We start from the raw sequence: 19,797 nt of genomic DNA on the forward strand, positions 1-19,797 counted from the left end.
CCTCTAAAATTATTTGCTACGGCGACGTACGATAAATTTATCAGTACGCTTGTTGCTACGGGTCTTCTTACCTTTGGTCTGAACGCCCCACGGAGTTACCGGGTGCTTACCAAAGTTACGACCTTCACCACCACCGTGCGGGTGATCGACTGGGTTCATCGCAGTACCGCGAACGGTAGGACGAACACCACGCCAACGGGTTGCACCAGCTTTACCCAGTACGCGCAGCATGTGCTCAGAGTTGCCAACTTCGCCAAGAGTTGCACGACATTCGGATTCAACTTTGCGCATTTCGCCTGAACGCAGACGCAGGGTAACGTAGGAACCTTCACGCGCAACGATCTGCACGTAAGTACCAGCTGAGCGAGCAATCTGACCGCCTTTGCCTGGTTTCATTTCTACGTTATGAACGGTAGAACCCACCGGGATGTTACGCATCGGCAGGGTGTTACCTGCTTTAATCGCAGCATCAACGCCAGATTGAATCTGATCGCCGGCTTTCAGGCCTTTAGGGGCCAGGATGTAACGGCGCTCGCCATCTTTGTACAGAACCAGTGCGATGTTCGCAGAACGGTTCGGATCGTACTCAAGACGCTCAACAACTGCTGGGATACCATCTTTGTTGCGTTTGAAGTCAACAATACGGTAAGCCTGCTTGTGACCACCACCGATATGACGGGTAGTGATACGACCATTGTTGTTACGACCACCGGATTTGCTGTTTTTTTCTACCAGCGGAGCAAATGGTTTGCCCTTGTGCAGCTCTGGGTTCACCACTTTAACTACGTGGCGACGACCCGGAGATGTCGGTTTACATTTAACAACTGCCATTGTCTTTCTCCTCCGACTTACTCAGCGCCGCCGACGAAGTCCAGATTCTGGCCTTCCTTCAGGGTGACGTAAGCTTTTTTCCAGTCGCTACGACGACCGATACGCTGTCCGTGACGCTTAACTTTCCCTTTAACTACCAGGGTGTTTACGTCTTTAACTTCCACTTCGAACAGCTTCTCAACAGCAGCAACGATCTCTGCTTTGGTCGCGTCTTTAGCAACTTTGAGAACGATGGTATTGGTTTTTTCCATCGCAGTAGATGCTTTTTCTGATACGTGCGGTGCACGCACTACTTTCAGCAGACGTTCTTCACGGATCATGCCAGCATCTCCTCAACTTGCTTAACTGCTTCCGCAGTCATAACGACTTTGTCGAAGGCGATCAGGCTAACTGGGTCGATGCCCGCTGCATCACGCACGTCAACCTTGTACAGGTTACGCGCAGCCAGGAACAGATTCTCATCCAGTTCACCGGTGATGATCAGCACATCTTGCAGCGCCATGTCTTTCAGTTTCTGTACCAGCAGCTTAGTTTTAGGCGCTTCTACAGAGAACGTCTCGACAACGATCAGACGGTCCTGACGTACCAGCTCGGACAGAATGCTTTTCAGCGCGCCGCGGTACATCTTTTTGTTAACTTTTTGACTGTGGTCCTGTGGACGTGCAGCGAAGGTTACGCCACCTGAACGCCAGATCGGGCTCTTTACAGAACCTGAACGCGCACGGCCGGTACCTTTCTGGCGCCAAGGCTTTTTGCCTGAACCAGTAACTTCAGCACGAGTCTTCTGCGCGCGAGTACCCTGACGAGCACCAGCGGCATAAGCAACAACAACCTGGTGAACCAGCGCTTCGTTGAAATCACGACCGAAGGTAGTTTCGGAAACAGTCAGCGCGCTCTGCGCGTCTTTCAGTACTAATTCCATTGCTATCCCCTTACGCCTTCACAGCTGGTTTAACAATCAGATCGCACCCAGTTGCACCCGGGACGCCACCTTTGACCAGCAGCAGGTTGCGCTCAGCGTCAACACGTACTACTTCCAGGCTCTGAACGGTTACGCGCTCATTACCCAGTTGACCAGCCATTTTCTTGCCTTTGAACACTTTGCCCGGAGTCTGGTTCTGACCGATAGAACCCGGAACGCGGTGTGACAAGGAGTTACCGTGCGTAGCGTCCTGGGTACGGAAGTTCCAGCGCTTAACGGTACCTGCGAAACCTTTACCTTTAGAGGTACCGGTCACGTCTACTTTTTTAACGTCAGCGAAAATTTCAACACTGATGCTCTGGCCAACAGAGAAATCTTCACCTTCGGTGCGGAATTCCCACAGACCACGGCCAGCGTCAACGCCAGCTTTAGCAAAATGACCTGCTTCAGGCTTGCTCACACGGCTTGCTTTTTTAGCACCGGTGGTAACCTGAATAGCTTGGTAACCATCGTTGTCCAGGCCTTTGACCTGAGTAACGCGGTTTGCTTCAACTTCGATAACGGTTACTGGGATTGAAACGCCATCTTCAGTGAAGATGCGGGTCATACCCACTTTTTTACCGACTAAACCAATCATTGTATCAACCTCTCAATCGCTCGATGACCTGATTAACCCAGGCTGATCTGCACGTCAACACCGGCAGCCAGGTCCAGACGCATCAGAGCATCAACGGTTTTTTCAGTTGGCTCAACGATGTCTACCAGACGCTTGTGAGTGCGGATTTCGTACTGATCACGCGCGTCTTTGTTAACGTGCGGAGAGATCAGAACGGTAAAACGCTCTTTGCGGGTTGGCAGCGGGATCGGACCACGTACCTGCGCACCAGTGCGCTTGGCAGTCTCAACGATTTCCGCGGTTGATTGATCGATCAGGCGATGATCAAACGCTTTAAGACGGATACGGATTCTTTGGTTCGACATGAGACCAAGGCTCCAAACATTTTATAAACGAAAAGAATTACTACCCGCATCCATTACGATTGATGGAGGAGTGTAATCGTTCAGCATATAACTCCCCAATTGGGAGTATTGTTAGGCGATACATAAACAGCTATCCCCTGCGATTCTGCTCGAATCGCGCCACACCAATATCGGCAGGCCCGCGCATTATACGTAAATCAGTTCAGGAAGCAACCCGTGTTGTGTTTTTAACCACATCAATCTGGTTACAGACCGAAAAAAACCCGCAGCAATCGTTTTGACTGAGCGGGCTTGCGTGACGATGGGCATATGGCTAATGTTCGTTCTGATCTTTTAATTGAGACTGAAGATAATTTTGCAGGCCGAGTTTGTTCACCAGATCGAGTTCCGTTTCCAGCCAGTCTATGTGCCCTTCCTCTTCCGTAAGAATCTCAATCATCATGTCTCTGCTGACGTAGTCATGAACCTTGTCGGCATAGGCTATCGCCTCACGCAAATCCTTTGCGCCTTCCAGTTCTAATGCCAGGTCAGATTGCAGCATTTCCGGCACGTCTTCACCGATGCGTAATCGACCTAGATCTTGCAGGTTAGGAATTCCTTCAAGAAAAAGAATGCGTTCGATGTATTTGTCCGCATGTTTCATTTCATCGATTGACTCATGATACTCAACGTCATTGAGCCGGGTCAGACCCCAATTTTTGAACATACGCGCATGAAGGAAGTACTGATTAATCGCAACCAGTTCATTCCCCAGCAATTTGTTGAGATGAAATATGATTTTACTGTCGCCCTTCATTTTTGCTTCCTCCGCTTCCAACTAAATAGAGCGTAGATGCGGATGAAAGGAAGTCAAAAAAACGCGACAGTTATTGTGGGTATTAGGAAGTGCAGAATTACTTTATTAAGCTATCTCTTTGTAGAGCGGCACGTTTTGCAGTTCATCTTCCATAATTTCACGCGCAAACCGCACGCACTTGCCACATTGCTTTCCAATGGGAACCAACTGGCGCAATTGTTGAATCGATTTGGGTTGATAGCGGCGAACCACTTCGCGCAGAGTTTTATCACTCACGGCGTTACACAAGCAGACGTACATTTACTGCGGACTCCCGTACAATTTATGATCAAATTGTAAATGAGAATGGTTTTTATTTCAAACGCAGCTTTTATGTGGGATTAATCGAAACGGCAAAATTCAGACATAAAAAAAGAGCACCGAAGTGCTCTTTTTCATGCTGCGATGACTGCCGAAACAGCCATCAACATTAACGCAATTAAGCGATAATTTCAGCAACAACACCCGCACCAACAGTACGGCCGCCTTCACGGATTGCAAAACGCAGACCCTGATCCATAGCGATTGGCTTGATCAAAGTAACGGTCATTTTTACGTTGTCGCCTGGCATTACCATCTCAACGCCTTCTGGCAGTTGAACGTCACCGGTCACGTCAGTAGTACGGAAGTAGAACTGAGGACGGTAGCCTTTGAAGAACGGAGTATGACGGCCGCCTTCATCTTTAGACAGAACGTAAACTTCTGAAGTGAACTGGGTATGTGGCTTGATTGAACCCGGCTTAGCCAGAACCTGGCCACGCTCGATGTCTTCACGCTTGATACCACGCAGCAGAACACCACAGTTCTCGCCTGCCTGACCCTGGTCCAGCAGTTTGCGGAACATTTCAACGCCAGTACAGGTTGATTTCACAGTGTCTTTAAGGCCAACAACTTCAACTTCGTCGCCCACTTTAACGATACCGCGCTCAACACGACCGGTAACAACGGTACCACGGCCAGAGATTGAGAATACGTCTTCGATTGGCAGCAGGAACGGCTTGTCAATTGCACGAACTGGCTCTGGGATGTAAGTATCCAGGTGCTCAGCCAGCTCAATGATCTTAGCTTCCCACTCAGCGTCGCCTTCCAGCGCTTTCAGAGCAGAACCACGTACGATTGGAGTGTCGTCGCCTGGGAAGTCATATGCTGACAGCAGGTCACGTACTTCCATCTCTACCAGTTCCAGCAGCTCTTCATCATCAACCATGTCGCACTTGTTCAGGAACACGATGATGTAAGGAACGCCAACCTGACGACCCAGCAGGATGTGCTCACGGGTCTGTGGCATTGGGCCATCAGTCGCAGCAACAACCAGGATCGCGCCGTCCATCTGCGCAGCACCGGTGATCATGTTTTTCACATAGTCGGCGTGGCCTGGGCAGTCAACGTGCGCATAGTGGCGAGACGGGGTTTCATATTCAACGTGAGAAGTGTTGATGGTGATACCACGTGCTTTCTCTTCTGGCGCTTTATCGATCTCATCGAATTTGCTTGCCTTACCGCCGTAGGTTTTAGCCAGTACGGTAGTAATTGCTGCAGTCAGGGTGGTTTTACCGTGGTCGACGTGACCGATGGTGCCCACGTTTACGTGCAGTTTGTTACGCTGAAATTGCTCTTTCGCCATGGCGATAATTCCTTACGTTGTGCCTTCATGAGTCATGAAGGCATCAGTTCACAATTTTTAAACCGTAGCTTATTTGCTACGAGCTTCAATAACGGCCTGAGCGACGTTGTTCGGCGCATCATCGTACTTCAGGAACTCCATGGAGTAAGAAGCACGGCCTTTGGTCAGAGAACGCAGCTGGGTTGCATATCCGAACATTTCAGACAGCGGAACTTCAGCATGGATCTGAACGCCAGTAGCGTTAGATTCCTGTCCTTTGAGCATACCACGACGACGGCTAAGGTCACCGATAACGTCACCGGTGTTCTCTTCCGGAGTCTCTACTTCAACCTTCATGATTGGCTCAAGCAGAACAGGTTGTGCTTTCTTAAAGCCATCTTTAAAGGCTAAAGAAGCAGCCAGTTTAAACGCCAGCTCAGAGGAGTCGACATCATGGTATGAACCGAAGTGCAGACGAACACCCAGATCAACTACCGGATAACCAGCCAGTGGACCTGATTTCAGCTGCTCCTGGAGACCTTTATCAACCGCAGGGATGTATTCAGTTGGAATCACACCGCCCTTGATATCGTTGACAAATTCGTAACCTTTCGGATTAACGCCCGGCTCCAGTGGGTACATGTCGATAACAACATGACCATACTGACCACGACCACCAGACTGCTTGGCGTGTTTACCTTCGATATCGGTAACTTTCGCGCGAATCGCTTCACGGTAAGCAACCTGAGGTTTACCGACGTTCGCTTCAACGTTGAATTCACGCTTCATGCGGTCAACGATGATGTCGAGGTGCAGCTCACCCATACCTGCGATGATGGTCTGGTTGGTTTCTTCATCAGTCCATACGCGGAATGATGGATCTTCTTTCGCCAGACGACCCAGAGCCAGACCCATTTTTTCCTGGTCAGCTTTGGTTTTCGGCTCAACGGCGATAGAGATTACCGGCTCAGGGAATTCCATACGCTCAAGAATGATGACGTTGTCTGGGTCACACAGGGTGTCACCAGTGGTTACGTCTTTCAGACCGATCGCAGCGGCGATATCGCCCGCACGAACTTCCTTGATCTCTTCACGTTTGTTCGCGTGCATCTGAACGATACGGCCCAGACGCTCACGGTTTGACTTAACCGGGTTGAACACGGTGTCACCGGTGTTAACAACACCAGAGTAAACGCGGAAGAAGGTCAGGTTACCAACAAACGGGTCGGTAGCGATTTTGAACGCCAGTGCAGCAAACGGCTCTTTGTCATCGGAATGACGCTCAGCCGGCGTGTCTTTACCGTCGTCCAGCATACCGTTAATCGCGGTAACGTCAGTCGGTGCTGGCAGGTATTCAACTACCGCATCCAGCATCGCCTGAACACCTTTGTTCTTAAATGCAGAACCACAGGTCACCAGGATGATTTCGTTTTTCAGAACGCGCTTACGCAGAGAAGTTTTGATCTCTTCTTCAGTCAGTTCTTCACCGCCGAAGAATTTCTCCATCAGCTCATCAGAACCTTCAGCAGCGGCTTCAACCAGCTTCGCACGCCACTCTTCAGCGAGTTCCTGCATATCAGCTGGAATATCTTCGTAAACGAAGGTAACGCCCTGATCGGCATCGTTCCAGTTGATCGCTTTCATTTTCACCAGGTCAACAACACCGGTGAAACCTTCTTCTGCGCCGATAGCCAGCTGAAGTGGAACTGGGTTTGCACCCAAGCGCACTTTCATCTGGTCAACAACTTTCAGGAAGTTAGCACCCATGCGGTCCATTTTGTTAACGAACGCGATGCGTGGAACTTTATATTTGTTAGCCTGACGCCATACGGTTTCAGACTGTGGCTGAACACCACCAACTGCACAGTAAACCATTACTGCGCCATCAAGCACACGCATAGAACGCTCAACTTCGATGGTGAAGTCAACGTGTCCCGGGGTGTCGATGATGTTTACGTGGTGTGGTTCAAACTGCTTAGCCATACCAGACCAGAAACAGGTAGTCGCAGCAGACGTGATGGTAATACCACGTTCCTGCTCCTGCTCCATCCAGTCCATGGTTGCTGCGCCGTCATGAACTTCACCGATTTTGTGGTTTACACCGGTGTAGAACAGAACACGTTCGGTAGTTGTAGTCTTACCGGCGTCGATGTGCGCACTGATACCAATGTTACGGTAGCGCTCAATGGGTGTTTTACGAGCCATTTGATTCCTCTGATTCTTAGACGTTCTAAGTTAAAAAAGCCCAGCAGGTGAGTCACTGGGACGCCCGCTGGGTTTATAACAACTACGTTGCTGTTACCAGCGGTAGTGTGCGAACGCCTTGTTGGCTTCAGCCATGCGGTGAACGTCTTCACGTTTCTTAACTGCAGTACCTTTGTTCTCTGCAGCATCAGAAAGTTCGTTCGCCAGGCGGAGAGCCATAGATTTATCACCGCGTTTACGAGCAGCTTCTACGATCCAACGCATTGCCAGGGCATTACGACGAACCGGACGGACTTCAACTGGAACCTGGTAGGTAGAACCACCAACGCGACGTGACTTAACTTCGACAGTCGGACGTACGTTTTCGAGAGCAACCTCGAACGCTTCCAGGCCATCTTTACCAGCGCGTTGAGCCAGGGTATCAAGCGCGGTATAGACGATAGATTCAGCAGTAGATTTTTTACCATCTACCATCAGGATATTTACAAATTTAGCCAGCAGCTCTGATCCGAACTTAGGATCCGGCAGAATTTTACGCTGACCAATGACGCGACGACGTGGCATGGAAATACTCCGTTGTTAATTCAGGATTGTCCAAAACTCTACGAGTTTAGTTTGACATTTAAGTTAAAACGTTTGGCCTTACTTAACGGAGAACCATTAAGCCTTTGGCTTCTTCACGCCGTACTTGGAGCGTGACTGCTTACGGTCTTTAACACCTGAGCAGTCCAGCGCGCCACGAACGGTGTGGTAACGCACACCTGGCAAGTCTTTAACACGACCGCCACGGATCAGGATCACTGAGTGTTCCTGCAGGTTATGACCTTCACCACCGATGTAGGAGGTAACTTCAAAACCGTTGGTCAAACGCACACGGCAAACTTTACGCAGTGCTGAGTTTGGTTTTTTAGGGGTAGTGGTGTACACACGAGTACATACACCACGTTTCTGCGGGCAAGCTTCCAGCGCAGGCACGTTGCTCTTTGCAACTTTGCGTACGCGTGGTTTGCGAACCAGCTGGTTAACTGTTGCCATTAAATAGCTCCTGGGATTTAGCTTTTTGCTTCGTAAACACGTAATAAATCGCCTCGTATTACTACGAGGAGGCAGAATTTTAGGGCTGTGTCAAAAGGGTGTCAAGAAATAACCAGGTTTTCGCTCTTACCAGGCCACTTGTTGTGGATGCTTCGCTGTCATCGCAACGAAACCAGTATAGTCCAAACGTGCTACATTGGTCGAAATTTGCTCATCCAGGCCGCGCGCGCCCACATCTTCTTCTAATACCCACAGCGTAGCCGGCGATGCGCTGAGCTTGATTAACATTTGGCTGCCAGCCAAAGCGGCGCTGACGCCATCCTGCAGTAAAAGTAGATCGTCGCCTTCCTGCAATAAAAGCAGCAGGCTATCGAGGTCGCATTGCCAGGGAGATTGCAGCAGCGTGTAGAGCATGATCAGTTCTCAGAATCGAATAACACGATGATAGGAAGCCAGCTTCTCGCGTAGCGATGCGGCATCCATCACTTCAGCGTTTAACACACGTTCGGCCGTCAAACTTTGCCCGCGCGCCAGCAGCGAATCGGCGCAGACAAAACACTGGTCAATATCGTACAACTCCAGCACGCCAAAGGTCGCGATGTAGTTACGCGCCAGAATTTGCTCAGGTTGTTGGTCGCGATTGAGCTGCAGCACGCCATCCCCGATAAAGAACAGACCGATATCTTCGCTTAGCGCGCCCGTCGCCAGCACAGCATCCAGCCCTTCCCTGCCCGCGCTGCTGCCGTGCGGTGCCTGAGTAAATAGAAAAGCTACGCGGTTCATCAAAATTGCACCAGACGATCGCAGCTGAGCGCGGCTTCTGCCAATGCGCCCAAACCGCTGAGTTCAAAACCCGGCTGCAAGTTACTGCCCGCCAGTTGTAAGCGCGCGGCTTCATGCGCGTCGGTTACGCCACGACGTAATGCTGCGGCCACGCAGATATTCAGCACGGCGCCACTTTCAGCGCGCAACTGCTGCCATTCACGCACCATATCCACCTCATCGCTGGCCGGCGCGCTCAGTTGGTTGGCATTCAACACGCCTTCACGATAGAAGAACACGCTCTCCAGCTGGTGCCCGGCCTTGATGAGTGCACGCGCAAACAGCAGCGCGCTGCTGGCGTGTTGCGTGCCGTATGCCGGTCCGGTGACCAGCAAGGTGTAGCGCATTAGCGATCCTGCCCCTGAAAATCACCGCTTTTAAACTGACGAATATAGAGGTAAACCGTGTGCTTGGAGATATTGAGGCGATCGGCCACCTGGTTAATCGCATCTTTAATGTCGAAGATACCCTTCTCATACATATTGAGCACGATCTGGCGATTCTTAGCATTATTAGAGACGTTACGGTCAGCGCTCACTTCTTCAATCGCGAACTCAAGCGTCTGCATCACCAGATCTTCCACCGAGCTGGCAAAGTTGACGTTGGAATCCACCTGCTGCATCTCCGGCGGCATAAAGGTCGACATAATCTGCGAGAACGGAACGTCGAGGTTCATGTTGATGCACAGCAAGCCAATAACGCGCTGCTGGCGATTACGAATCGCGATCGTGACCGATTTCATCAGCACACCGCTTTTCGCGCGCGTGAAGTAGGCTCTGGAGACATTGCTGTCGGCGCCGTGCATATCGTGCAGCATACGCAGCGCCAAATCGGTAATCGGCGAACCCACTTTACGCCCGGTATGTTCACCGTTGGCGATACGCACCGCAGAACACTTCAAATCTTCCAGCGAGTGCAGCACGATTTCGCAGTGCGAGCCAATCAGCATCGCCAGGCCATCGACAACGGCTTCGTAGGATTTGAGGATATCGTAATCTGCTTGCTCGAACGGACGTTGCTCCAGTAAATCGAAGTCAGTCAGTTCACCGGGATTGAATGGATTAGACATCGAAGACATTACCCTAAATGGCTGGAGCCTGTCTCGACAGCATTGGGGCAGACTCATATTGTGATAATTGTGCAGGCGCTAGTCTGGCAAATGTGCTGGTCTTTAGCCAGACCTTTACTCTCTTCTCCGCAATAAAAACGCCGCCCGAGGGCGGCGTGATGCAGAAAGTTAAGATTACTGTGCTTTCTGATCGGCAGCGACTGGAGCCTGCGCTTTTTCGTCCGCTTTCGGCGCGGGTTTGATGTCGAGCAGTTCAACATCGAACACCAGCGTGGAGTTCGCCGGAATACCCGGAACGCCATTTTTGCCGTAAGCCAGGTTCGGTGGGATCACCAGCTTGATTTTACCGCCTTTCTTCACGTGCTTCAGACCTTCGGTCCAGCCCAGAATCACACCGTCCAGACGGAACGACAGCGGCTCACCGCGGGTATAAGAGTTATCGAACTCAGTACCGTCGATCAGCGTCCCTTTGTAGTTCACAACCACAGTGTCGCTGTCTTTCGGCGCGCTACCGGTACCTTCTTTCTCTACCTGATACAGCAGGCCAGATTCGGTTTTCTTCACGCCTTTTTCTTTAGCGAATTTGTCAGCGTAAGCGGAACCCTTATCGGAGTTCTCTTTCGCGTCTTTTTCCATCTTCGCCTGAGCAGCACCTTTTACGCGGCCTTCAAAGGCCTGCAGGGTTTGCTCGATCTCTTGATCAGAGAGTTTGCTCTTGCCGCCAAAGGCGTCCTGAACACCCGCGATCAACTGATCTTTATCCAGTTTGATGCCCAGCTTCTCTTGTTCCTTCAGAGAGTTGTCCATGTAGCGACCCAGGGACGCGCCAAGTGCATAAGCTGATTGCTGGTCTTCGTTTTTGAAGGCAGCATTTTTCGGTGCTTGCGGCGCAGCCTGAGCGGCGTCAGCTGGAGCAGCGGCGGTTTCTGCTGCCATTGCCAGCGGTGCATTCAGCGCGAAGGCCATGGTGGTAGCTAACAATGTGACTTTAAACAGTGAATTCATCCTTTCTCCAAAACCGAAGCCTCTAACCTCGGGAATCATTGCGGACTGAGGCCCACACTATAACTTTACGTGGCAGCGGCGAACACTCCCACAATGTAATTACCCGTCCAACCTCCGACCTTTTTTGCTTCAGGAAGTTTCATCAGAGATATAGGCGTTATGCGCCGTTTCAATGCAGCATGGCGCGGAAAGGTAAAATATCAGGTGATTCTGAAGCGAAAGGCCGTAGAATCAGGCCCGAAACAGACTAACGTGCAGCACCGCAAGATGAGGAAAGATCATGCAACCAACAGAATGGGAACAACGCCTTGAGGCGCTGGAGAGCAAGCTGGCTTTTCAGGAATACACCATCGATCAGCTTAATCAAACGGTGGTTCAGCATGAGCTGGAGATGATCAGACTGCGTGAGCAGGTCCGTCTGTTAATCGATAAAGTGAAAGATAGCGCGCCGTCGATAATTGCCTCGCAATCTGAAGAAACCCCGCCGCCACATTACTAAAAAGAAAAGGCCACCCGAAGGTGGCCTCGCCAGCATCACACTAATTAGTGGCTGCAGCCGCAACCGCCAGTGCCACAACCGCCCTGGCCGTGATCGTGACCATGGTCGTGGTCATGATCGTGATGATGACCATCAGCGCCATGCACGTGACCGTGCGCCAGCTCTTCTTCGGTCGCTGCGCGAATCGCCACAACTTCCACGTTGAAGTTCAGGTTCTGACCCGCCAGCATGTGGTTACCATCAACCACTACGTGCTCATCTTCAACTTCGGTGATTTCAACCGGCACTGGACCCTGATCGGTTTCTGCCAGGAAGCGCATGCCAACCTGCAGTTCGTCAACGCCCATAAACACGTCTTTTGGCACGCGCTGTACGAGGTTGTCATCGTATTGACCGTAAGCGTCGTTCGCCGGAATATGCACGTCAAACTTATCGCCTACATCATGATTTTCCAGCGCTTTTTCCAGACCAGAAATCAGGGAACCATGACCGTGCAGATAGTCCAACGGTGCACTCACCGGTGACTCGTCAACCAACACACCGTCTTCGGTACGAACCTGATACGCCAGGCTCACCACCAGGTCTTTTGCTACTTTCATGATATCTCCTAACCGTTGAGAACTAAGATCCCGTCCCATTGGTCAATTTTGCGTGCAATAACCAACCAGAAAGGTTCAAGACTGAGGATGCCAACAAATGTGTTATTGCATACTGCTCAGCGTTAATGGCGCCGATTGTAACGGAATTCAATCCCGCTGTAAGTTCAAGCTTAAAAAAAGCTGAGCCATTGCGCTACTCAGGATGAAAAATGCCGATCACTTGCTCATTGCTGCGAACCTGATCGCGCACCTGCTTATCCGCTTCCCGCATTTGATGACCGCACTCGACGCACTCCACCACATCAACATTGTTCTCACGCCACAATGCCAACGTGTCTTTTTCCTGGCAGTGCGGGCAAACCGCACCGGCAATAAATTGTTTACGCATACTGTTTCCTGCCGTCGTTAGTGAACGGATTAAGTAAGTATAGTTCTACTCGTCATCCCAGCCGTCAAACTGACGTTTCTCGTGCTGCATTTCGCGCTGGAAGATATCCTCCAGCTCGCGCCGCGCCTCACGCACACGCGAAACCTGCGCGCTGTCATCGTGGCTGGGCACCAGCTCACGCAGCATACGCATATCCAGACGACGGAAATGTTGCTGCGCGCGCTGCGCCTGATGCGGATGCATGCCCAGCGAGATCAGCGTTTTACGACCCAGCTCCAGCGCACTGGAGAACGTCTCACGCGAGAACAGCGTAACACCCGCCTGCAACAGTTCGTGCGCCTCAACACGTCCACGCGCACGCGCCAGGATTTCCAGCTGCGGGAAATGCTGCTGACACAGTTGCACGATGGTCATCGAATCTTCCGGATCGTTACAGGTAATGACGATGGATTGCGCATTCTCCGCGCCCGCCGCACGCAGCAGCTCCAGCTCGGTGGCGTCGCCATAGTAAACCTTATAGCCATATTTACGCATCAGGCTCACCGCGGAGATATCACGCTCCAGCACGGTAATGCGCTTGTTGTTCGCCATCAGCAAACGGCCAACAACCTGACCAAAACGACCAAAGCCCACCACAATGACCTGCGGCCGATCGTCCTCAACAAAGTGCTTCTCGGCATTTTCATCGGGCTCATTAAAGCGGTGCGCCAGTAGACGATCGATGCCGTTCATCAGCAGCGGCGTGGTCATCATGGATAACGTCACCGTCACCAGCAGCAGCGGCATTTGGTCGCCGCTGAACATTTTGGCCGACGACGCCGCCGAGAACAGCACAAAGGCGAACTCGCCGCCCTGGCTTAATACACCGGCAAACTGCTGGCGCTCCGAACTGCGCAGGCCATAAATGCGCCCCAGCACATACAGCACCAGCGTTTTCACCGTCACCAGAATCAGCACGCCCAACAAAATTTCAGTGATGTGGGTATAAAGCACGCCGAGATTCAGCGCCATGCCAACCGAAATAAAGAACAAGCCCAGCAACAAACCTTTGAACGGTTCGATGGCCACTTCCAGCTCGTGGCGATACTCGCTTTCCGCCAACAGAATACCCGCGATGAAAGTACCGAGCGCCATCGACAGACCGAGCGCATCCATAAACAGTGCCGAACCCAGCACCAGCAGCAGCGAGGCGGCAGTAAACACTTCGCGCACGCCGGATGCGGCAATGAAGCGCAGAATCGGGCGCAGCAGATAACGACCACCAATCAGCATCCCGCCGAACGCCAGCACTTTCATCCCAACTTTCAACCAGTCAACATGACCGCTGTCGCCGCCCGCCAGCAGCGGCACCAGCGCCAACGCGGGAATCACCGCTAGATCCTGGAACAGCAACACTGAGAAGCCGAGCTGTCCCGATTCACTGCGGTTCATGCCTTTATCGCGCATCAGCTGCAGCGCCATCGCCGTGGATGACATTGCCAGACCAATGCCGCCAATCACCGCCGCCTGCCAGCTAAAATCGGTCAGCCACAGCAATCCGCCGAGAATGGCGGCGGAAATCAGCACCTGAGCCGCACCAACGCCAAATATCGAACGGCGCAGCGCCCACAGTTTCGAGGGGTTCAGTTCAAGCCCGATGATGAACATCAGGAACACCACGCCGAGTTCCGAGAAGTGCAAAATCTCCTCGACGTCGCTGATGAACCCCAAACCCCACGGACCAATCGCGATACCGGCCAACAGATAGCCCAGCACCGCGCCAATGCCGAGACGCGCCGCAATCGGCACAATCAGCACCGCCGCAACCAGATAAATCACGCCCGCCGTCAGTAACGTTTCGCCTTCCATCACACACCTCCCTGCGGCAGCGGTGAAGCCAGCCAGTCACCATACGCGCGCGCAAAATTACGCATCACTTCCGGCGTTTGTCGACGCGCCCAGTAAATCACCATCGGCGTCATCCAGTGCATGCGGCACATCTGCGCCGTCAGCTCAAACGGACGCATGATGTCACTCATCGGATAGCGATTCAGGCCGCTAGGGTGATAAGCCGCTTCCGGTTCGCCGGTGGTGACCACGCTGCGCCAGTATTTGCCTTCCAGCGCATTACCATCCGGTCCGCTGGCAAAGCCGCGCGACAGCACACGATCCAGCCACTCCTTCAGGAGCGCCGGGCAGCTGTAGGTATAAAGTGGATGTTGGAATACAACGATTTGATGGTCGCGCAGCAGCTGCTGCTCATAGTGAATATCAATAAAAAAATCCGGATAGTGGGCGTATAAATCGTGCACCGTGACGTGGTCCAGTTCCATAGCCGACTGCAGCAAAACCCGATTAGCAATCGAATCCTGTGATTCCGGATGGGCGTAAAGCAGCAATATTTTGGGTGGCTGCGACATCGTTCCCCTCCAAAGCGTCGTCACGGCACAGGAATTCCGCTACCATGCTCGACGCAACAAATTTTCTCGAATTATGTTGCCGGTAAATTAACATATTCTGACGATACGGCGCTTATGATTGTCTTTTCAGCACTACAAATTCGCCGCGGCACCAATGTGCTGCTGGATAACGCAACAGCCACCATTAACCCAGGCCAGAAAGTTGGCTTAGTGGGCAAAAATGGCTGCGGCAAATCGACGCTGCTGTCATTGCTGAAGGGCGAAATCAGCAGCGATGAAGGTAACGCTACGTTCCCGAGCAACTGGGCGCTGGCGTGGGTCAATCAGGAAACCCCGGCGCTGAGCAAACCCGCGCTGGAGTATGTTATCGACGGCGACCGTGAATATCGTCAGCTTGAATCCGAATTGGCCGACGCCAATGCGCGCAACGATGGCAACGCCATCGCCCTGCTGCACGGCAAGCTGGATGCGATTCAGGCGTGGAGCATACCTGCTCGCGCATCAAGTTTGTTGCACGGTTTGGGCTTTAGCCAGGAACAATTAATGCGGCCGGTGAGCGATTTCTCCGGTGGCTGGCGCATGCGCCTTAACCTCGCGCAGGCGCTGGTGTGCCGTTCCGATCTGCTGCTGCTGGATGAACCGACTAACCACCTCGATCTGGATGCGGTGATCTGGCTTGAACGCTGGCTGAAAAGCTACGAAGGCACGCTGGTGCTGATTTCGCACGACCGCGACTTCCTCGATCCGGTGGTCGATAAGATCATCCACATCGAACAGCAGACGATGTTTGAATACACCGGTAACTACAGCTCGTTCGAACGTCAGCGCGGCGCCAAGCTGGCGCAGCAGCAAGCGCTGTTCCAGAGCCAGCAGGAAAAAGTGGCGCACCTGCAGAAGTATATCGATCGCTTCCGCGCGCAGGCGACCAAAGCCAAGCAGGCGCAGAGCCGCATCAAAATGCTGGAGCGCATGGAGTTGATTGCGCCGGCACACGTCGATAACCCATTCAGCTTCAGTTTCCGCGCGCCAGAAAGCTTGCCGAATCCGTTGCTGAAGATGGAGCGCGTTACCGCCGGTTATGGCGAACGCATTATTCTCGACGCCATCAAACTCAACCTTGTGCCGGGTTCACGTATTGGCCTGCTGGGCCGTAACGGCGCGGGTAAATCGACGCTGATTAAGCTGCTAGCCGGTGAGCTCGACGCGCTGGATGGCAAAGTTGGCCTGGCGAAAGGCATTAAGCTCGGTTACTTCGCCCAGCATCAGCTGGAATATCTGCGCGCCGATGAATCACCCTTGCAGCATTTATCACGCATCGCGCCGAAAGTGCTGGAGCAGCAGTTGCGCGACTACCTTGGCGGCTTCGGCTTCCAGGGCGATAAAGTCAGCGAAATTACCGAACGTTTCTCCGGCGGCGAAAAAGCGCGTCTGGTGCTGGCATTAATCGTCTGGCAGCGCCCGAACCTGCTGCTGCTTGATGAACCAACTAACCACCTCGATCTTGATATGCGTCAGGCGCTGACCGAAGCGCTGATTGATTTCGAAGGCGCGCTGGTGGTGGTCTCGCACGATCGCCATCTGCTGCGCGCCACCACCGACGATCTCTATCTGGTGCACGACGGCAAGGTCGACGTGTTTGAGGGCGATCTGGAAGATTATCAGCAGTGGCTGAGCGATTTGCAGAAGCAGCAAGCGCAACAGGATGCCGCACCGAAGCAGGACAACGGCAACAGCGCGCAATCGCGCAAAGACCAGAAACGCCGCGACGCCGAACTGCGCGCACAAACGCAGCCGCTGCGTAAAGAGATCGAGAAGCTTGAGAAGCAGATGGTGAAGTGGCAGAGCCAGCTCAGCGACGCGGAAGCCCAGTTAGCCGACAGCGAGATTTACGATCAGAGCCGCAAAGCCGATTTGAATGTGGCGCTGCTACGTCAGGCCGAGAGCAAGGCCGCGCTGGAAGAGGTCGAAATGGCGTGGCTGGATGCGCAGGAACAGCTGGAGCAGATGCTGGCGAGTTGAGTGTGCGCGCTGTCCCCCTCCTCGGTCCTCCCCCATAAATGGGGGAGGAAGATGCTGCCACATGTTGGTGATGAAGCTGCATGTGGCAGCATCTCCTTCCCCCGCAAGCGGGGGAAGGCCGGGATGGGGGAATGCGAGCACTATTCCAAATTAAAACGGCTTATCCCCTAACACCGTCGCACGATGCATCACCCGCCGCGCCGGATAATAATCCGCATTAGCATAGTGTTGGGTCACGCGGTTATCCCAAATCGCCACATCATTCTCCTGCCAGCGCCAGCGCACCTGGAATTCCGGTTTGGCGCTATGCCAAAACAGGAAGTTAAGCAGCGTATCGCTCTCTTTTTCGCTCAAGCCCAACAAACGCGTGGTAAAACCTTCGTTGACAAACAGCGCCTTGCGTCCGCTCACCGGGTGGGTACGAATCACCGGATGCTGCACCGGCGGGTTCTTTGCCACCGCTTGCTGCCAGCGCTGATGCTCTTCCTCGGTTTTGCGGTATTTGTACTCCTGAAACGACTTCTTAAAGTCGTGCTCCGCCTGCAGCCCATTCAACAGCGTCTTAAACGGTTCAGACAGCGCTTCATAGGCCGCAATGCCGGTTGACCACAAGGTATCGCCGCCGCTTTCCGGCAGCAGCTTCGAAGCCAGGATTGCAATTGCCGGCGGGGTTTGAATAAAGGTCACATCGGTGTGCCAGTTGTCGTTATCCGGCGGATTATCCTGATGCGTATCCAGCACGATGATCTCTTCCACGCCTTCCGCATGCGGATAGACCGGATGGATATGCAGATCGCCAAAGCGAATCGCCAGCGCGCGCTGCTGTTCCGGGGTAATCACCTGATTACGCAGGAACAGCACCTGATGGCGCAGCAGGCCATGATAGAGCTGTTCAAACTGGGCATCACTCAGCGGACGGCTGAGATCGACATCGCTAACCTGCGCCCCGATATTCGGGCCCAGAGCGGTAAAAGAAAGTCGTTCGTTCATTGCTGTTCTCCATTCCAGGGCGTCAGTCGGCGCTGCAAGGCGCGCAGACCCAGTTCTAAGCCAAAGGCAATCAGGGCAATCACGGCGATACCGGCCAGCACCACGTCGGTGGCGAGGAACTCACCGGCCGACTGCACCATAAAGCCGAGTCCCCGCGTAGCGGCAATCAGTTCCGCCGCCACCAGCGTTGACCAACCTACACCGAGACCAATACGCAAGCCGGTGAGAATCTCCGGCAGCGCGCCGGGCAGAATCACGTAGCGCAGCAGCTGCCAGCGCGATGCGCCCAGCGCCTGCGCCGCGCGAATCCGTACCTGCTGAGCATTCTTCACTCCCGCCAGCGTCGATAAAGTCACCGGCGCGAAAATCGCCAGATAAATCAGTAAAATCTTCGAGGTTTCGCCGATGCCAAACCAGATCACCATCAGCGGCAAATAAGCCAGCGGCGGCACCGGGCGATAGAGTTCGATCAGCGGATCAAGCAAGCCGCGAATCGCCGGGCTCAGGCCCATGGCGATGCCGACCGGAATCCCAATCAGCGCGGCGAAGAACAGCGCCACCAGCATACGCGCCAGGCTGGCACCCAGATGCTGCCATAATGTGGCGTCCATAAAACCTTGCGGGCTGGCAATCAATATCAGCTTCTGCAGCACCACTTGCGGCGGCGGTAAGAACAGCGGTGCCACTAAGCCGAGCGCGGTAATAGCCCACCACAACAGCAGTAACAAGCCCACGCTGAGCAGGCTGAGTGAGAACTGGCGCGAGAACGGCCAGCGCAGTCCACGACGACGCATTTGGGTCTTCCCATCAATCACTGCACTCATATAAACGCCTCACGCTGGGAAAACACCTGATTCAGTACATATTCACGACGTTCGATAAACGCCGGATCGGATTTGATGCTGCGGCACGGTTCCCCGGCGGCGAAGCGTTGGCCGAAGTCGAGTTTCAAACGCTCCACGACGCGGCCCGGTCCCGGCGACAGCAGCACCAGTTCGCTGGCGAGGAACACCGCTTCTTCGATGTCGTGGGTGATCAGCAGAATCTGCTTGCCGGTATCACGCCACAGCGTTAGCAGCAGGGTTTGCATCTGTTCACGGGTAAAGGCGTCCAGCGCGCCAAACGGCTCATCTAACAGCAGCAACTGAGGATCAGCCGCCAGCGCACGCGCAATGCCCACGCGCTGACGTTGACCCCCAGAGAGCTGCCAGATATAACGCTGCTCTGCACCTTCCAGTCCTACTTTGCGGATCAAACGGCGTGCAATGGTATGGCGCTCCGCCTTCGCCATTCCCGCCAGTTGCAAACCAAACGAAACGTTATCGATCACGTTGCGCCACGGCAGCAATCCTTCATTTTGAAACACTACGCCGCGCTCAGCGCCCGGCCCTTTTACCGCTTTGCCATCCAGCGTAATGCTGCCAGATTCCAGCGGCAGAAAGCCGGCGATGAGGTTCAGCAGCGTGGTTTTGCCACAGCCGGAGGGACCTAACACCACCAGCAGGTCTCGGCTGCCCAGCTGCAGGTTGATGTCCTGCAGCGCGGGTTGTCCGGCGTAACGCGCATTGAGATGGGTGATGTTAAGCATACGGCCT

25 protein-coding genes are annotated in these 19,797 nt (G+C 53.3%); 2 read left to right on the forward strand and 23 right to left on the reverse strand.

Annotation, left to right across the window (positions count from 1 at the left end; all coding sequences use genetic code 11):
- Positions 1 to 9: 9 nt before the first annotated feature.
- The 16 genes from rplB to fkpA form a co-directional block, all read right to left on the reverse strand.
- The gene (gene rplB / locus FCN45_RS17675; RefSeq protein ID WP_007891654.1) at positions 10 to 831 is read right to left on the reverse strand and encodes a 50S ribosomal protein L2; all 822 of its coding nucleotides are present in this window, start codon (positions 829 to 831) and stop codon (positions 10 to 12) included.
- A gap of 17 nt (positions 832 to 848) precedes the next feature.
- Positions 849 to 1,151 carry a 50S ribosomal protein L23 gene (rplW, locus tag FCN45_RS17680; RefSeq protein WP_007891652.1) on the reverse strand — a complete coding sequence of 101 codons (303 nt, stop codon included), beginning with the start codon at positions 1,149 to 1,151 and terminating at the stop codon, positions 849 to 851.
- Positions 1,148 to 1,753 carry a 50S ribosomal protein L4 gene (gene rplD, locus FCN45_RS17685; protein ID WP_007891650.1) on the reverse strand — a complete coding sequence of 202 codons (606 nt, stop codon included), beginning with the start codon at positions 1,751 to 1,753 and terminating at the stop codon, positions 1,148 to 1,150. Before rplD ends, rplW begins: the two co-directional genes overlap by 4 nt.
- A 10-nt stretch (positions 1,754 to 1,763) precedes the next feature.
- Entirely contained in the window at positions 1,764 to 2,390 is a 627-nt protein-coding gene (gene rplC / locus FCN45_RS17690) for a 50S ribosomal protein L3 (protein ID WP_008104741.1), read from the reverse strand.
- Positions 2,391 to 2,422: 32 nt separating this feature from the next.
- Positions 2,423 to 2,734: a 30S ribosomal protein S10 gene (rpsJ, locus tag FCN45_RS17695; protein ID WP_006120582.1), complete on the reverse strand. Its 312-nt coding sequence runs from the start codon at positions 2,732 to 2,734 to the stop codon at positions 2,423 to 2,425.
- Between the two features lie 313 nt (positions 2,735 to 3,047).
- Positions 3,048 to 3,530, reverse strand: coding sequence for a bacterioferritin (bfr, locus tag FCN45_RS17700; RefSeq protein ID WP_101762566.1), 483 nt, complete (start codon positions 3,528 to 3,530; stop codon positions 3,048 to 3,050).
- A gap of 105 nt (positions 3,531 to 3,635) precedes the next feature.
- On the reverse strand, positions 3,636 to 3,830 hold the full coding sequence (gene bfd / locus FCN45_RS17705; RefSeq protein WP_008104746.1) for a bacterioferritin-associated ferredoxin: 195 nt from the start codon (positions 3,828 to 3,830) through the stop codon (positions 3,636 to 3,638).
- 178 nt (positions 3,831 to 4,008) lie between these two features.
- Positions 4,009 to 5,193 (reverse strand): elongation factor Tu, encoded by a 1,185-nt coding sequence (gene tuf / locus FCN45_RS17710; protein WP_110867595.1) that lies wholly within the window; start codon positions 5,191 to 5,193, stop codon positions 4,009 to 4,011.
- Positions 5,194 to 5,262: 69 nt separating this feature from the next.
- The gene (fusA, locus tag FCN45_RS17715) at positions 5,263 to 7,377 is read right to left on the reverse strand and encodes an elongation factor G (protein WP_101762633.1); all 2,115 of its coding nucleotides are present in this window, start codon (positions 7,375 to 7,377) and stop codon (positions 5,263 to 5,265) included.
- Between the two features lie 93 nt (positions 7,378 to 7,470).
- Entirely contained in the window at positions 7,471 to 7,941 is a 471-nt protein-coding gene (gene rpsG, locus FCN45_RS17720; RefSeq protein ID WP_007886246.1) for a 30S ribosomal protein S7, read from the reverse strand.
- A 96-nt stretch (positions 7,942 to 8,037) separates the two neighbouring features.
- Positions 8,038 to 8,412, reverse strand: a complete 375-nt coding sequence (gene rpsL, locus FCN45_RS17725; RefSeq protein WP_006120575.1) for a 30S ribosomal protein S12 — start codon at positions 8,410 to 8,412, stop codon at positions 8,038 to 8,040.
- Positions 8,413 to 8,538: 126 nt separating this feature from the next.
- Complete coding sequence (gene tusB, locus FCN45_RS17730; RefSeq protein WP_137386634.1) at positions 8,539 to 8,826, reverse strand: sulfurtransferase complex subunit TusB; 288 nt, start codon at positions 8,824 to 8,826, stop codon at positions 8,539 to 8,541.
- Between the two features lie 9 nt (positions 8,827 to 8,835).
- Positions 8,836 to 9,195: a sulfurtransferase complex subunit TusC gene (tusC, locus tag FCN45_RS17735; RefSeq protein WP_137386635.1), complete on the reverse strand. Its 360-nt coding sequence runs from the start codon at positions 9,193 to 9,195 to the stop codon at positions 8,836 to 8,838.
- Positions 9,195 to 9,581: a sulfurtransferase complex subunit TusD gene (tusD, locus tag FCN45_RS17740; protein WP_137386636.1), complete on the reverse strand. Its 387-nt coding sequence runs from the start codon at positions 9,579 to 9,581 to the stop codon at positions 9,195 to 9,197. The genes tusC and tusD overlap by 1 nt, the downstream gene beginning before the upstream one ends.
- On the reverse strand, positions 9,581 to 10,303 hold the full coding sequence (locus FCN45_RS17745) for a transcriptional regulator (protein WP_007886240.1): 723 nt from the start codon (positions 10,301 to 10,303) through the stop codon (positions 9,581 to 9,583). Before FCN45_RS17745 ends, tusD begins: the two co-directional genes overlap by 1 nt.
- 174 nt (positions 10,304 to 10,477) lie before the next feature.
- A complete protein-coding gene (fkpA, locus tag FCN45_RS17750; RefSeq protein ID WP_137386637.1) occupies positions 10,478 to 11,308 on the reverse strand; it encodes an FKBP-type peptidyl-prolyl cis-trans isomerase in 831 nt (276 codons plus the stop codon).
- A 280-nt stretch (positions 11,309 to 11,588) separates the two neighbouring features.
- On the opposite strand from fkpA, the gene FCN45_RS17755 reads away from it, so the two are divergent.
- Positions 11,589 to 11,807, forward strand: a complete 219-nt coding sequence (locus FCN45_RS17755) for a protein SlyX (protein ID WP_137386638.1) — start codon at positions 11,589 to 11,591, stop codon at positions 11,805 to 11,807.
- 44 nt (positions 11,808 to 11,851) lie between these two features.
- Here FCN45_RS17755 and slyD read toward each other — a convergent pair whose 3' ends face one another.
- The 4 genes from slyD to kefG all read right to left on the reverse strand — a co-directional run bounded on the left by slyD (position 11,852) and on the right by kefG (position 15,193).
- Positions 11,852 to 12,406, reverse strand: coding sequence for a peptidylprolyl isomerase (gene slyD / locus FCN45_RS17760; protein ID WP_049851962.1), 555 nt, complete (start codon positions 12,404 to 12,406; stop codon positions 11,852 to 11,854).
- 193 nt (positions 12,407 to 12,599) lie between these two features.
- A complete protein-coding gene (locus tag FCN45_RS17765) occupies positions 12,600 to 12,794 on the reverse strand; it encodes a YheV family putative zinc ribbon protein (protein ID WP_007892203.1) in 195 nt (64 codons plus the stop codon).
- 45 nt (positions 12,795 to 12,839) lie between these two features.
- Positions 12,840 to 14,642: a glutathione-regulated potassium-efflux system protein KefB gene (kefB, locus tag FCN45_RS17770; RefSeq protein WP_110867600.1), complete on the reverse strand. Its 1,803-nt coding sequence runs from the start codon at positions 14,640 to 14,642 to the stop codon at positions 12,840 to 12,842.
- Entirely contained in the window at positions 14,642 to 15,193 is a 552-nt protein-coding gene (gene kefG / locus FCN45_RS17775; RefSeq protein WP_137386639.1) for a glutathione-regulated potassium-efflux system ancillary protein KefG, read from the reverse strand. The genes kefB and kefG overlap by 1 nt, the downstream gene beginning before the upstream one ends.
- A 114-nt stretch (positions 15,194 to 15,307) precedes the next feature.
- Between kefG and FCN45_RS17780 the strand changes: the two genes are divergently transcribed.
- Complete coding sequence (locus FCN45_RS17780) at positions 15,308 to 17,212, forward strand: ABC transporter ATP-binding protein (protein WP_137386640.1); 1,905 nt, start codon at positions 15,308 to 15,310, stop codon at positions 17,210 to 17,212.
- Between the two features lie 150 nt (positions 17,213 to 17,362).
- On the opposite strand, the gene tauD is transcribed toward FCN45_RS17780, so the two are convergent.
- From tauD to tauB, 3 genes are read right to left on the reverse strand one after another with little or no spacing between them, the layout of a single operon-like run.
- Positions 17,363 to 18,202 carry a taurine dioxygenase gene (gene tauD, locus FCN45_RS17785; RefSeq protein ID WP_137386641.1) on the reverse strand — a complete coding sequence of 280 codons (840 nt, stop codon included), beginning with the start codon at positions 18,200 to 18,202 and terminating at the stop codon, positions 17,363 to 17,365.
- Entirely contained in the window at positions 18,199 to 19,026 is an 828-nt protein-coding gene (gene tauC / locus FCN45_RS17790; RefSeq protein ID WP_101762642.1) for a taurine ABC transporter permease TauC, read from the reverse strand. The genes tauD and tauC overlap by 4 nt, the downstream gene beginning before the upstream one ends.
- Positions 19,023 to 19,790 (reverse strand): taurine ABC transporter ATP-binding subunit, encoded by a 768-nt coding sequence (tauB, locus tag FCN45_RS17795; protein WP_137386642.1) that lies wholly within the window; start codon positions 19,788 to 19,790, stop codon positions 19,023 to 19,025. The genes tauC and tauB overlap by 4 nt, the downstream gene beginning before the upstream one ends.
- Positions 19,791 to 19,797: the final 7 nt, after the last annotated feature.

This window comes from Pantoea sp. SO10 (assembly GCF_005281435.1).
Lineage (GTDB): Bacteria > Pseudomonadota > Gammaproteobacteria > Enterobacterales > Enterobacteriaceae > Pantoea > Pantoea leporis.

Excerpts from the sequence above, each read along its gene's own strand:
- rplB (WP_007891654.1), bottom strand. The coding sequence starts at position 831 with ATGGCAGTTGTTAAATGTAAACCGACATCTCCGGGTCGTCGCCACGTA.
- rplW (WP_007891652.1), bottom strand. The coding sequence starts at position 1,151 with ATGATCCGTGAAGAACGTCTGCTGAAAGTAGTGCGTGCACCGCACGTA.
- rplD (WP_007891650.1), bottom strand. The coding sequence starts at position 1,753 with ATGGAATTAGTACTGAAAGACGCGCAGAGCGCGCTGACTGTTTCCGAA.
- rplC (WP_008104741.1), bottom strand. The coding sequence starts at position 2,390 with ATGATTGGTTTAGTCGGTAAAAAAGTGGGTATGACCCGCATCTTCACT.
- rpsJ (WP_006120582.1), bottom strand. The coding sequence starts at position 2,734 with ATGTCGAACCAAAGAATCCGTATCCGTCTTAAAGCGTTTGATCATCGC.
- bfr (WP_101762566.1), bottom strand. The coding sequence starts at position 3,530 with ATGAAGGGCGACAGTAAAATCATATTTCATCTCAACAAATTGCTGGGG.
- bfd (WP_008104746.1), bottom strand. The coding sequence starts at position 3,830 with ATGTACGTCTGCTTGTGTAACGCCGTGAGTGATAAAACTCTGCGCGAA.
- tuf (WP_110867595.1), bottom strand. The coding sequence starts at position 5,193 with ATGGCGAAAGAGCAATTTCAGCGTAACAAACTGCACGTAAACGTGGGC.
- fusA (WP_101762633.1), bottom strand. The coding sequence starts at position 7,377 with ATGGCTCGTAAAACACCCATTGAGCGCTACCGTAACATTGGTATCAGT.
- rpsG (WP_007886246.1), bottom strand. The coding sequence starts at position 7,941 with ATGCCACGTCGTCGCGTCATTGGTCAGCGTAAAATTCTGCCGGATCCT.
- rpsL (WP_006120575.1), bottom strand. The coding sequence starts at position 8,412 with ATGGCAACAGTTAACCAGCTGGTTCGCAAACCACGCGTACGCAAAGTT.
- tusB (WP_137386634.1), bottom strand. The coding sequence starts at position 8,826 with ATGCTCTACACGCTGCTGCAATCTCCCTGGCAATGCGACCTCGATAGC.
- tusC (WP_137386635.1), bottom strand. The coding sequence starts at position 9,195 with ATGAACCGCGTAGCTTTTCTATTTACTCAGGCACCGCACGGCAGCAGC.
- tusD (WP_137386636.1), bottom strand. The coding sequence starts at position 9,581 with ATGCGCTACACCTTGCTGGTCACCGGACCGGCATACGGCACGCAACAC.
- FCN45_RS17745 (WP_007886240.1), bottom strand. The coding sequence starts at position 10,303 with ATGTCTAATCCATTCAATCCCGGTGAACTGACTGACTTCGATTTACTG.
- fkpA (WP_137386637.1), bottom strand. The coding sequence starts at position 11,308 with ATGAATTCACTGTTTAAAGTCACATTGTTAGCTACCACCATGGCCTTC.
- FCN45_RS17755 (WP_137386638.1), top strand. The coding sequence starts at position 11,589 with ATGCAACCAACAGAATGGGAACAACGCCTTGAGGCGCTGGAGAGCAAG.
- slyD (WP_049851962.1), bottom strand. The coding sequence starts at position 12,406 with ATGAAAGTAGCAAAAGACCTGGTGGTGAGCCTGGCGTATCAGGTTCGT.
- FCN45_RS17765 (WP_007892203.1), bottom strand. The coding sequence starts at position 12,794 with ATGCGTAAACAATTTATTGCCGGTGCGGTTTGCCCGCACTGCCAGGAA.
- kefB (WP_110867600.1), bottom strand. The coding sequence starts at position 14,642 with ATGGAAGGCGAAACGTTACTGACGGCGGGCGTGATTTATCTGGTTGCG.
- kefG (WP_137386639.1), bottom strand. The coding sequence starts at position 15,193 with ATGTCGCAGCCACCCAAAATATTGCTGCTTTACGCCCATCCGGAATCA.
- FCN45_RS17780 (WP_137386640.1), top strand. The coding sequence starts at position 15,308 with ATGATTGTCTTTTCAGCACTACAAATTCGCCGCGGCACCAATGTGCTG.
- tauD (WP_137386641.1), bottom strand. The coding sequence starts at position 18,202 with ATGAACGAACGACTTTCTTTTACCGCTCTGGGCCCGAATATCGGGGCG.
- tauC (WP_101762642.1), bottom strand. The coding sequence starts at position 19,026 with ATGAGTGCAGTGATTGATGGGAAGACCCAAATGCGTCGTCGTGGACTG.
- tauB (WP_137386642.1), bottom strand. The coding sequence starts at position 19,790 with ATGCTTAACATCACCCATCTCAATGCGCGTTACGCCGGACAACCCGCG.